At 72.4% G+C, this 12,001-nt stretch carries 9 protein-coding genes and 1 pseudogene; 3 read left to right on the plus strand and 7 right to left on the minus strand.

Annotated features, from left to right (window positions below; translation table 11 throughout):
• Window positions 1-244: 244 nt before the first annotated feature.
• Window positions 245-691 (minus strand): annotated as a pseudogene (nrdR, locus tag ABT297_RS06500) (transcriptional regulator NrdR); the annotation flags it as partial.
• A gap of 281 nt (window positions 692-972) precedes the next feature.
• Window positions 973-1,293: a LysM peptidoglycan-binding domain-containing protein gene (locus ABT297_RS06505; protein ID WP_350545411.1), complete on the minus strand. Its 321-nt coding sequence runs from the start codon at window positions 1,291-1,293 to the stop codon at window positions 973-975.
• A 439-nt stretch (window positions 1,294-1,732) separates the two neighbouring features.
• On the opposite strand from ABT297_RS06505, the gene lexA reads away from it, so the two are divergent.
• A complete protein-coding gene (gene lexA, locus ABT297_RS06510; RefSeq protein ID WP_350545562.1) occupies window positions 1,733-2,413 on the plus strand; it encodes a transcriptional repressor LexA in 681 nt (226 codons plus the stop codon).
• Between the two features lie 646 nt (window positions 2,414-3,059).
• On the opposite strand, the gene ABT297_RS06515 is transcribed toward lexA, so the two are convergent.
• Both ABT297_RS06515 and hflX read right to left on the minus strand, forming a co-directional pair.
• Window positions 3,060-4,910 (minus strand): hypothetical protein, encoded by a 1,851-nt coding sequence (locus ABT297_RS06515; protein WP_350545413.1) that lies wholly within the window; start codon window positions 4,908-4,910, stop codon window positions 3,060-3,062.
• Window positions 4,911-4,997: 87 nt separating this feature from the next.
• Window positions 4,998-6,428, minus strand: a complete 1,431-nt coding sequence (gene hflX / locus ABT297_RS06520; protein WP_502885506.1) for a GTPase HflX — start codon at window positions 6,426-6,428, stop codon at window positions 4,998-5,000.
• A gap of 150 nt (window positions 6,429-6,578) precedes the next feature.
• Here hflX and ABT297_RS06525 point away from each other — a divergent pair, with 150 nt between their 5' ends.
• Window positions 6,579-8,033: an NAD-dependent malic enzyme gene (locus ABT297_RS06525; RefSeq protein WP_502885507.1), complete on the plus strand. Its 1,455-nt coding sequence runs from the start codon at window positions 6,579-6,581 to the stop codon at window positions 8,031-8,033.
• 21 nt (window positions 8,034-8,054) lie between these two features.
• On the opposite strand, the gene dapF is transcribed toward ABT297_RS06525, so the two are convergent.
• Genes dapF through ABT297_RS06540 form a run of 3 tightly spaced genes read right to left on the minus strand, consistent with a single transcriptional unit; the run spans window position 8,055 to window position 10,514 of the window.
• Window positions 8,055-8,909, minus strand: a complete 855-nt coding sequence (gene dapF / locus ABT297_RS06530) for a diaminopimelate epimerase (RefSeq protein WP_350545415.1) — start codon at window positions 8,907-8,909, stop codon at window positions 8,055-8,057.
• A gap of 4 nt (window positions 8,910-8,913) precedes the next feature.
• A complete protein-coding gene (gene miaA / locus ABT297_RS06535; RefSeq protein ID WP_350545416.1) occupies window positions 8,914-9,816 on the minus strand; it encodes a tRNA (adenosine(37)-N6)-dimethylallyltransferase MiaA in 903 nt (300 codons plus the stop codon).
• 17 nt (window positions 9,817-9,833) lie between these two features.
• Window positions 9,834-10,514, minus strand: a complete 681-nt coding sequence (locus ABT297_RS06540; RefSeq protein ID WP_350545418.1) for a class III extradiol dioxygenase subunit B-like domain-containing protein — start codon at window positions 10,512-10,514, stop codon at window positions 9,834-9,836.
• Between the two features lie 196 nt (window positions 10,515-10,710).
• On the opposite strand from ABT297_RS06540, the gene ABT297_RS06545 reads away from it, so the two are divergent.
• Complete coding sequence (locus tag ABT297_RS06545) at window positions 10,711-11,919, plus strand: DUF349 domain-containing protein (RefSeq protein WP_350545420.1); 1,209 nt, start codon at window positions 10,711-10,713, stop codon at window positions 11,917-11,919.
• The last annotated feature ends 82 nt before the right edge of the window (window positions 11,920-12,001 follow it).

The raw sequence follows: 12,001 nt of genomic DNA on the forward strand, positions 1-12,001 counted from the left end.
CGTTCGTCGTGCGTGGTCGTTCGCGGCCGGGCGACTTCGCACCGTCCGCTGGGTGATCTCTTCCCCTATTCGGTACCGCGTGTTGCCGGCGCTCCGGTCAGCCCGACCCGCGCGCCAGGCGCGAGGCCCCACTGGTGCTGAGCGCCCCGTCGGCCGGTTCGCCGGCGCGGGCGGCCGGAGCCGGCGACCCCTCCCCCTGCGGGTGCTGGTCCGGCTTCGCCGGCGCCGGCGGCGTGTCTGTCTTCTGTGCTCCTGCCCGCAGCGCCGCGATCTCGCGCTCGAAGTCGCTCAGCGAGTCGAACGAGCGATAGACGCTGGCGAAGCGCAGGTAGGCGACCTCGTCGAGCTCCCGCAGCGGCGCCAGGATCGCCAGGCCGACCTCGTGGCTGGGTAGCTCGGCGGCGCCCCGGGCCCGGACCGTCTCCTCGACCTTCTGCGCGAGCAGCGCGATGGCGTCCTCGTCGACCGGCCGGCCCTGGCACGCCTTGCGCACCCCGGCGATGATCTTCGATCGGCTGAACGGCTCCGTCACCCCGCTGCGCTTGACCACGGCGAGCACGGCCTCCTCGACGGTCGTGAACCGCCGCCCGCACTCCGGGCAGGAGCGACGCCGCCGGATGATCTGACCATCCTCGGCCTCGCGGGAGTCGACCACCCGCGAGTCGGCGTGCCGGCAGTACGGGCACCGCATCTCGATGGACCTCTCTCCATGGTACGCCGGACAAATCCGCGCAAAAGGGCATGACAAGTCCGGCGAGCGCCCCATAAGGCGGGCTCCGCCGGATGACTACATTCGGTGATGGATGACTGCCGGATCCACAAGTTATGGATGGCTTACACCCCTGTAACTACTACATCTAGGGGTAGACGCTATGCCGACGCCTACGCCGACGCAAGTCAATCGCGGATCCCGACACGTTTGTGTCACGCGTCTCAACAGGCCGTGCGGCGCGACCACGGGATCACCGCAGGTCAGCGCGTGCGGGGCAGGATCAGCCGCTGCCCGGCGTCGATACTGTAGCCGTCCAGGTGGTTGAGACGGCGGATCTCCTCGACCATGGCGTCACGCCCCCGCCACCCGCGGCGCTCGCTCGCGATGCCCCAGAGCGTGTCGCCAGGCTGCACGATGACGGTCGGCACCGGCCCCGGCGGGTCGGCGGCCTGCCCCGGCGCGGCGACGAGCGCGACGAGACCACCGGCCAGCGCGAGCAGGAAGCAGAACACCACGACCCGGCCGCGCCGCGTGAGGCGGATCGGCGCCGCTCCGTGCCCCTTTGCGGCCTTCCGTCCCATGTCAGCCCTCATTTCCGCACACCCGTTCGATAGAACAGTCGTACGATGGCGTATCAGAGAGGAGCGAGCCGTGTCGAGCGACTCGCCGAAAAATCGGCGCGCCACGTAGTACAGATGTTTGAAACTGTCGTACCTCGGCGATACGGTGATCCACACACGATCAAGCGCCTTTGATCGGGAATACCGGAATGTGCGACAACCGGCTCCCCCGCACCCGCGGGAAGCCCGGGTGACGGACCACCCCACGGCCCGTCAGCAGGCGCGGCGCCAGCCCGCTCCTGCCAACACGAGGGAGGACGACGTGTCAGCCGACGACCGCACCGACGCATCCGCGAGCAAGCCGGACGAGATCATCGACGGCCCCGGAGCTGAGGTCACCGCCATCGCCGGCCGCTCCGGCACGAAGCGCGCCACCCGCCGCCGCGGCAGCGAGCCGGAGATGCGCGCGGTCACGGCGGTGGTCAGCGCCTTCCCCGACCTCTTCGCCGCCGACCTGACCGTCCGCCAGCGCCGCATCCTCGAGTTCATCCGCTCCGCCGTCGAGCGCAACGGCTATCCGCCGAGCGTGCGCGAGATCGGCGAGGCCGTGGGCCTGGTCTCCCCGTCGAGCGTCGCCTACCAGCTCAAGGAGCTGGAGCGCAAGGGCTACCTGCGCCGCGACCCCAACCGCCCGCGCGCCGTCGACGTCCGCCCGCCGAGCGAGCTAGTCGCGGTCGACGAGGAGGCCGCGCGCGCCGCCCGCCCAGCCCCCGCCTTCGTGCCGGTCCTGGGCCGCATCGCCGCCGGCGGCCCGATCCTGGCCGAGCAGGCCGTCGAGGACGTGTTCCCACTCCCCCGGGAGCTGGTCGGCGAGGGCACCCTCTTCATGCTCCAGGTCAAGGGCGACTCAATGCTCGACGCCGCCATCTGCGACGGCGACTGGGTCGTTGTGCGGCAGCAGCCCAACGCCAACAACGGCGAAATCGTGGCCGCCATGCTCGACGGCGAGGCCACCGTGAAGACATACCGCAACCGCGACGGCCACATCTGGCTGATGCCCCAGAACGCCGCCTTCGACCCCATCCCCGGCGACCACGCCACAATCCTGGGCCGCGTCGTCACGGTGGTCCGCCGCATCTGACCCGTCCCCGGCCGGCACCGCACCCAGTCCGCACCATGCGGCCGACAACCACGGCCGCGCCCAGTCCGCACCCGCGCGGCCGACAACACGGCCGCGCCCAGTAGCGGCAGGGTGGCGGACAAGCCTGCGACGGCCAGGACGACAGGGCCAGGACGACAGGGCCAGGGCCAGGGCCGGGGCCGGGGCCGCAGCCGGAGAGGCCCGGCCAGTCGGGCAGCGCTGCGACGGGCGAGGCACCCCTGCGGGCCGGACGCCGACTCGGCAGGGTCCGGCCCGCGTCGGACCGCCACCGGCCAGACAAACCCGGGCTGGACGCCGACGGGCGGGGTGGCACGCGGACGCAAACGTGCCAGACCGGCACCCACCGACGCCGACAAGCGGTTGGCACCCGCCGACGCTGTGTGGCTGGCTACCACGCGCCGCTTGGTGACCATGCGCTGCACGACCGCGGCCACCAATCACACCGACGCCGACGGGCGGGGCGGCCGCGCGGACGCCAACGGCCAGAGGCGCGCGCCGTCGCCCATACGGCAGGGTCGCACGCGCGGACGCGGGGCGGCCAGACGGGCACGCCGAACGGCCGGGGTGGGCCAGGCGCGGACGCTACGAGGCGGCCGCGGATGTGATCAGCGGTGCGCGCCTCGCGTCAGCGGTGTGGGGCGTAGCCGCGGTCGTAGCCGTCGTGGTCGCTGCGGCCGTAGCCGCCGCGCTGGTCGTACGCGGACGGTGGGGGGCCCTGGGCGTAACCCTGCTCGGGCTGTGGGCCGTAGCCGCCCCTCGGCTCGCCGCCGTACGCGTTGCCGCCGCCCGAGCCACGGCCGTACGCGTCGCCACCACCGCGACCCACGCCGCCGCCGTACGCGTCGCCACCACCGCCGCCCGAGCCACGGCCGTACGCGTCGCCGCGACCTCCGCCCGGGCCGCCGTATGCGTTGCCACCGCCGCCGCCCGAGCCGCCGTAGACGTTGCCGGGGCCGCCCGAGCCGGCCGAGCCGCCTGGACCGCCGCCGTAGACGCTGCCGCCGCCGCCCGAGCCGCTACCGCCGTAGACGTTGCCGCCACCGGCGGCCGGACCGGCCGAGCCGCCGCCGTACACATTGCCGGTGCCTGAGCTGCCGCCGGGGCCACCGCCATAGACGTTGCCGCCGCCGGGCGGACCGGTTGCGGGACCTGAGGGCTGGCGGCCGCCGTAGACGTTGCCGCCGCCGGCCGAATCGCCACGGCCGCCGCGGCCGCCGCGCGGGCCGCCTGGGCCGTAGGGCTCGTCAGCGGCGTAGGGGTCGTCAGAGGTGAAGGGGTCGTTGCCGTATGCGCCCATCGTGGCCGGCATGTCCCGGTCGTCGGGCACGGCGTCGGACTGCCCTCGGATGGGGCCGGTGTTCGGGCCGTTGGGGCCGGCGGTGCGGCGGGCCGCCCGGGAGCGGCGGATGCCGATCACGCCGGCGATCACCAGGCCCAGGCCCAGAACGCCGATCAAGGCGACCGCGTAGGTGATGTCCTGCAGAGTGATGGACTTCATGAAGCTCTGGTCCTTCGCCTTGGGCGACGGGATGCCGTTGCCATTGCCGTTGTCGGCGCCGGCCGAGATGTCGGTCGGCGTGTACTTCAGCAGTGGCGCCTTCTTCGAGGAATCCATGTCGGATGCGGTGATGTAGTGCTTGCCGTCCGGCGTGTAGGTGATCGCCTCGCCCTGCGGCTCGTTGGGCAGCGGGGTGATGCGCGGCTTGCCCGTCGTGATCGCCTTGACCACGTCGCCGTCGGGGACGTCGAACTCGTAGGCGTCGGAGTAGGTGCGGACGACAACCTTCGAGCCGTCCGGGGAGGACGCCGCGCCGGTGACCAGCTTCCAGCCAAGCATGCCCAGGGGATTGGGGGTCTTCGTCTCCTGGGTGGTGAAGTCGCCGGCCTTCTTGAGCTTGACGGTCTTCTCGGGCTCCAGGGGGCCCTCCGACACCCACACCTCGCTCGGCGCCGCCTTGGTGATGATGATCGGCAGGCCGTCGCCGTTGATCAGCAGGGCCTCAGCGTCGTGCTTCTTGCCGTCGGGGTAGGCCAGCCGGTTGATGGTGGGCTGCTTCGCCCCCTGGGCCATGGTCCAGATCGCGACCGTCGGGCGCGGGTCCTTCGTGCCGCCGCTGACCTCGTCGTTGTCGCCGATGTCGGCGATGTAGAGCGTGCCGTTCTTATCCATGGCGGCGTCTTCGGGATCGAGCGCCCTCGTCGGGTAGTTGATTGTGCTGACGAGCTTGCAGTCGTTGTCGAGAACGAAGATCTTCGGCTTGCCCGGGGGCGGCTGGCTGTCCTGGATGGCGTAGTAGCCGGTCTGCGTGGCGACCAGGCCGGAGATCTCGTTGACTTCCTTCGAGTTGGGCGTGCAGACGGCGGTGCCCGGGGACGGGCCGGTCGCGGGTGACGGTGCGTGAGCCGCGGCCGATGCCGGAACTCCGGCCGACAGGCCGATCGCCGCGGCCGCACAGAACACCACCCGTCGTCGCATCGCACAAGTTTGGCAGAGCCGGACCAGGATTGGGGGTGCCCGGTCCGGCTGTCACTCCAAGTAACTGATTGATACAACGCTACGTAATCACACGGCGTAGGGTGCGAGCTCGGCGGCGAGGCTCTCCGTCACCCGGGCGCGCAGCCGCGTGCCCTCGGCCAGGTGCGAGGTCTCCAGGACCTCGCCGACCGAGTGCACCCGCGCGACCAGGTCGCCGCGCTCATACGGCACCACGGCCGTCAGCTCGATCGCCGGCCACGGCAGCCGGCGCTCGACCGCGGCCCGCACGTCCTCGATGCCGGCGCCGGTGCGCGCGGAGGCGAAGACCGCCTCGGGCCACAGCCGCTTGAGCCGCAGCTGGGTCTCCTCGCCGGCCGCGTCCAGCTTGTTGATCACCAGCAGCTCCGGCACGGCGTCGGCGCCGACCTCGGCCAGCACCTCGCGGACCGCCCTGACCTGTGCCTCGGGGTCCGGGTGCGAACCGTCGACGACATGCAGTACGAGATCTGCCTCGGCGACCTCTTCGAGGGTGGACCGGAAGGCCTCGACCAGCTGGTGGGGCAGGTGGCGGACGAACCCGACCGTGTCGGACAGCGTGTAGATGCGCCCGTCCGCGGCCCGGGCCCGCCGGGTGGTGGTGTCCAGTGTGGCGAACAGCGCGTCCTCGACCAGCACGCCCGCCCCGGTCAGCCGGTTGAGCAGGCTGGACTTGCCGGCGTTGGTGTATCCGGCGATGGCCACCGCGGGCACCCGGTTGCGCCGGCGGGTGGCGCGCTTGGTGTCGCGGATCGTCGCCATCGCGGCGATCTCGCGCTTGAGCCGGGCGATGCGGGTGCGGATGCGCCGCCGGTCGATCTCCAGCTTGGTCTCACCGGGACCGCGCAGGCCGACGCCGCCGTTGCCGCTGGCCGAGCCGCCGGCCTGCCGGCTGAGCGCCTCGCCCCAGCCCCGCAGGCGCGGCAGAAAGTACTGCAGCTGCGCCAGCTCGACCTGGGCCTTGCCCTCCTTGCTCTTGGCGTGCTGGGCGAAGATGTCGAGGATCAGCGCCGTGCGGTCGATGACCTTGACGTTGACCTGCGACTCCAGGGTGCGCAGCTGCGACGGGGACAGCTCGCCGTCGCAGATGACGGTGTCCGCGCCGCTGCCGGTCACCACGGCGCGCAGCTCCTCGACCTTGCCCCGGCCGATGAAGGTGGACGGGTCGGGCCGGCCGCGGCGCTGGATGAGGCCGTCGAGCACCTGGGAGCCGGCCGTCTCGGCGAGCGCGGCCAGCTCGGTCAGCGAGTTCTCGGCGTCGGTGACGCTGCCCTCGGTCCACACGCCGACCAGCACGACGCGCTCCAGGCGCAGCTGGCGATACTCGACCTCGGTGATGTCGGAGAGCTCGGTGGACAGCCCGGCGACGCGCCGCAGGGCGTGCCGCTCCGCGAGTTCGAGATCGCCGTCGTCAACGAAATCCTCGAACTCCTCTGCGTCCGCGTCGTAGGCGTCTGCGGAAAAGCTCGTTCGTGCGCGCAAGATGATCTCCTCGGTGAAGCTGCGTCAACCCTGCAATCCTGACACTTCACGGCCACCGAGGCACTTGATATTGGCGGTATCGCATCGACGCGCCGCAATTCGGGCACACCGGGTGGTCGGCCGGGTGATCGCCGGGGTGAGAATGGGCTCGTGACACCTGCCACACACAGACTGCCCAGCGCCGGGTTCTCCATCACCATCCGTGTCTCCGTCAACGCCGACGCCTCCGCCATCGGCCGCCTGACCACCGCGGTCGGCGAGGCCGGCGGAATCGTCACGGCGGTAGACGTCGTCGACTCCGACAGTGCCAACGTCGTGGTCGACCTCACCTGTGACACCGCCGACTCCTCCCACGCCGAGCAGGTCGTGGCCTGCCTCGAGAAGGTCGACGGGGTCGACGTGCGCAAGGTCTCCGACCGCACGTTCCTGCTGCACCTCGGCGGCAAGATCGAGGTCGCGCCGAAGGTCGCACTGCGCAACCGCGACGAGCTCTCCCGCGCCTACACGCCGGGCGTGGCCCGCGTGTGCCTGGCGATCGCCGAAAACCCGGACGACGCCCGGCGCCTGACCATCAAACGCAACACGGTCGCCGTGGTCACCGACGGCTCGGCGGTGCTCGGCCTCGGCAACATCGGGCCCTACGCCGCGATGCCGGTCATGGAGGGCAAGGCCGCCCTGTTCAAGCGCTTCGGCGGGGTTGACGCCTGGCCGGTCGTACTCGACACGCAGGACACCGACGAGATCATCTCGATCGTGCGGGCGATCGCCCCGGCGTACGGCGGGATCAACCTCGAGGACATCGCCGCGCCCCGCTGCTTCGAGATCGAGGAGCGGCTGCGCGAGCAGTTGGACATCCCGGTGTTCCACGACGACCAGCACGGCACCGCGATCTGCGTGCTGGCCGCGCTCACCAACGCGCTGCGCGTGGTGGGCAAGCCGATCAGCCAGGTCCGGGTCGTCGTCAGCGGCGCCGGCGCGGCCGGTACCGCGATCATGAAGCTCCTGCTGCGCCAGGGTGTCGGCGACGTGATCGCCACCGACCGGCCGGGCGCGCTGCACCGCGGCATGACCGGTCTGTCGGCCGGCTGGCAGTGGCTGGTGGACAACACCAACAAGGACAACTACGCCGGCGACCTGCGCGGGGCGCTGCGCGGCGCCGACGTGTTCATCGGGGTGAGCGCGCCAAACCTGCTCACCGGCGACGACATCGCCACGATGGCGCCCGGCTCGATCGTGTTCGCGCTGGCCAACCCCGACCCGGAGGTCGACCCGCGGGAGGCGCGCGAGCACGCCGCGATCGTCGCCACCGGCCGCTCCGACCAGCCCAACCAGATCAACAACGTGCTCGCGTTCCCCGGCGTGTTCCGGGGCATGCTCGACGCGCAGGCGCGCGAGTTCACCGACGAGATGGCCCTGGCCGCGGCGCGGGCGATCGCCGACACGGTGGGCGAGGACAAGCTGAACCCGACGGTGATCGTGCCGAGCGTGTTCGACGCGCGGGTCGCTCCCGCCGTCGCGGCTGCGGTGCGGGCCGCGGCCAAGGGGCCCCAGCTGGACTCGATGCTCGACGGGGCTACCCCCGACGGCAGGCCCGCGGTCCGGTAGCCCCCGGGCCTCGAGCCGGCCTCAGGAGTAGGTGGGAGCGAGCTGCCGGATGGCCTGCGCGTCGACGTCGCCGTGAGCGACGACGACCGCAGGCCCACGCAGCAGGAACTCCGTCGGCGTCGCGGTGACGGTGAGCCGGCCGCCGAGCACGTCGACCACGACCACGCCGCCGTCGAGGCCCGCGTGGTGCAGCGCCGCGGCGGCCACCGCGCACGCGCCGGACCCGCACGACTGGGTCTCCCCGGAGCCGCGCTCGTACACCCGCATCCGCCGATACAGGTCGGCGCCCGCCGGGGCCGGGCCCACGGCGGCGAACTCGACGTTGACCCCCGCCGGGAAGATCAGCGCGTCGACCGCCGGCGCGCGGGTCAGGTCGAGCCGCTCCAGGGTGGGCTCGTCGACGGCGCAGACCAGGTGCGGGTTGCCCACGTCGACCGCCGTGCCGGTGAAGGTCGCCTCGCTGGTGGCCGCCTCGCTCTGCACGTAGACCCGCGGCAGCGGCATCCCGGCCGAGATCTCCTCGCCCATGGTGACCGGCACCACGCCCGCGCGGGTGACCAGGTCGAACGAGCCCTCCGGGTCGACCAGGCCGGCCTCGGCGAGGTATCGCGCGTAGACCCGCACCCCGTTGCCGCACATCTCCGCCTGCGAGCCGTCGGCGTTCCAGTAGTCCATGAACCACTCCGCGCCGGCGGCGGACGCCTCGGCGTCGGGGTGGGCGGCGCTGCGCACGACGCGCAGCACGCCGTCTGCGCCGATGCCGCGCCGCCGGTCGCACAGGGCGGCGACGAGGGCCGGGGTCAGCGGCAGGGTGCCGTCCGGGTCGGGCAGAATGACGAAGTCGTTGCCCGTGCCGTGGCCTTTCGCGAAGCGCATGGCGTCAATCTTGCCGCACCGCGCTCAAGGCCGCGCCGGTGATGTCCGCCGCGGCACCGTCGAGCCAGTGGATCCGCCCGTCCCGGCGGAACCAGGATCGCTGCCTGCGCACGAAGCGCCGGGTGGCGCGTGCGGTCTCCGCCCGCGCCTCGTCCTCCCCGCACAGTCCGTCGAGATGGTTCATGATTTGGCGGTACCCGAGGGCGCCGCCGGCCGTGCGTCCCTCCCGCAGCCCGGCGCGCAGCAGCCCGCGCACCTCCTCGACGAAGCCGGCCGCCCACATCGCGTCCACCCGCGCCTCGATCCGCGCGTCGAGCACGGCGGTGTCGACGTCGACGCCGAGTTGCACCGCGTCGTACACCGGGCGCGGCTGCGGCAGTGCCGCGGTGAACGCCGTGCCGGTGAGCGCGTTGACCTCCAGGGCCCGCACGATCCGGCGGCCGTTGCTGGGCAGGATCCGCCCGGCGGCGACGGGGTCGGCGGCCTGCAGCCGGGCGTACAGGGGCGCCGGCCCCGCCTCGGCCAGCTCCCGTTCCAGCTCGGCGCGCAGGCCGGGGTCGGTGCCCGGGAAGTCGAAGTCCTCGAGCACCGCCCGGACGTACAGTCCCGAGCCGCCGACGAGCAGCGGCACCCGGCCGCGGGCGGCGATGTCGTCGATCGCGGCGCGGGCCAGGCTCTGGTAGACCGCGACGCTGGCGGGCTCGGTGACGTCCCAGATGTCCAGGACGTGGTGCGGCACGCCGCCCCGCTCGGCGGGGGTGAGCTTGGCGGTGCCGATGTCCATCCCGCGGTACAGCTGCATGGAGTCGGCGTTGACGACCTCACCGCCGAGGGCCTCGGCCAGGCGCAGGCTCAGCGCGGACTTGCCCGCCGCCGTGGGTCCGACGACGGCGAGGACCCTGTTCATCGAGAATTCACCTTTGGTTACCGCCAGGTTGCCACAAAGTAGCCGACGCCGTACGGGGCCGCGTCGTACAGCAGTTCACCGGCCATCTTGCGGTCCGCGGCCTGGCAGGCGCCGGCCAGCACCTGCCAGGGCGCCCGGCCCGCGACCAGCAGCTCGCCGGCCTCGCCCGGATCGATCGCGGCCAGCGCCGCGGCGTCGGCCGCGGCCAGGGCGGCCGCCACGGCGGCGTCGAAGGGCTCGGCGCGGGCGTCGAAAAAGCCGGGAGCCTTCTCGGTACGGCAGGACGATCCGTCCCCGAGCACCAGCAACCCGACGCGCTCGGCCTCCCCGGCCAGCGCCCGGCCGAGCCGCGCGCACTCGGCGGGCGGTGCGTCGGCGGCGACGCTCTGGAAGTCTCCGGCGTGCGGGGCGAGCCACGCGCCGATCAGCAGGCTGAGCGGGAGCTCCTCGCCGGAAGGGTCGCCGACCGGCAGATCGATGCCCCACGGGTACAGGGTTCCCCCGAACGGCGGCTGACGGCGTACCGTCGTGGTATCGGAACCGACGACGATGAGCGAGTCGACCGAGGCGTTCGTCAGGTGCGCCACTGCGGCGCGGCAGGCAACCCGTAGGTCGTGCAGCTCGCCGGCCGCCCCGGCGGCCACCTCCGGCACGAGCAGTGGTGGATGTGGGCAGACCGCGGCGGCGACGAGTGACACGGCCTAACGTTATCGGGGACGGTCGCTGCGCAGCCGTGCGACCCATGAATGGCACCGGAATGGTCACGGTTCGGCCGCAGGCACTCGACCGGCCCCGGGGCACACCTGTGAGAATGCCCTGGGGAACTTTGCTGTGCGATGGCGGCGTAACGGTGGGATACCCGATCCTGCCGGCGCCGGGAGCGAGGATGGGCAGATGAGCGACCCTATGGAGTTTGGACGGATCGACGCCGACGGCAACGTCTTCGTGAAGACGGCCGCCGGTGAGCGGGCCATCGGGTCCTGGCAGGCAGGAACACCCGAGGAGGGCTTGGCCCACTTCGCGCGCCGGTTCGCCGACCTGGTGACCGAGGTCGACCTGATCGAGGCTCGGCTGGGCAGTGGCGCCGCCGACGCCGGCCATTCACTGTCCACCATTCGCCGCCTGCGCGGCGGCCTCGATGAGGCACACGTCGTCGGCGACATCGACGGGCTCGCCGCCCGCCTCGACAAGCTCACCTCGATAGCGGAGGAGAAGGCCGGCGCCGCCCGGGCCGCCCGCGACGCGGCGCGCGCCGAGTCCCTCGCCCGCAAGACCGCCCTGGTCGAGGAGGCCGAGGTGATCGCCGCCGAGGCGACCGGCTGGAAGACCGCCGGCGACCGGCTCAAGGAGATCCTCGACGAGTGGAAGTCGATCCACGGCGTCGAGAAGAAGGCCGAGAGCGAGCTCTGGAAGCGCTACGCGGCCGCCCGCGACGCCTTCACCCGCCGCCGGGGCGCGCATTTCGCGACCCTCGACGCGAGCCGCAAGCAGGCCCAGGGCCGCAAGGACGAGCTCGTCACCGAGGCCGAGTCGCTGTCGGAGTCCACGGAGTGGAACGCGACGGCCGCCCGGCTCAAGGAGCTCATGACCGAGTGGAAGTCCGCCCCGCGCGCCGCGAAGGACACGGAGCAGAAGCTCTGGGAGCGGTTCCGGGCCGCGCAGGACGCCTTCTTCAAGCGGCGCAGCGAGGTCTTCTCGGCCCGCGACGCCGAGTTCAAGGGCAACCTCGACCGCAAGCAGGAGCTGCTCGCCCAGGCCGAGGCGCTCGACATCGACGGCGACCCGAAGGGCGCGCAGAACAAGCTCCGCGAGATCCAGGGCGCCTGGCACGACGTGGGCCGGGTGCCGCGCGAGTCGCAGGCCGGCCTGGACCGCCGCATGCGCGCGGTCGAGGACAGGGTGAAGTCCGCGATGGACGCGGCGTGGCGGCGCACCCCGCCCGAGGCGAGCCCCCTCCTGGCGCAGATGCGCGAGCAGGTGGCGCGGGCGGAGCAGCAGCTGGCGAGCGCCCAGGCTGCGGGCGACCAGCGCCGCATCAAGGATGCCGAGAAGGCCCTGGAGTCGAAGCGCAAGTTCCTGGCGATGGCGGAGCACACCGGCTGACGGACTTCCTCAGTGACGGGCAGAGTCCCGTCCGACATAGAAAAGTTGACCACTACACGCCGCCTGCGTGTAGTGGTCAACG

Source organism: Dactylosporangium sp. NPDC000555 (genome assembly GCF_040300025.1).
Taxonomy (GTDB): domain Bacteria; phylum Actinomycetota; class Actinomycetes; order Mycobacteriales; family Micromonosporaceae; genus Dactylosporangium.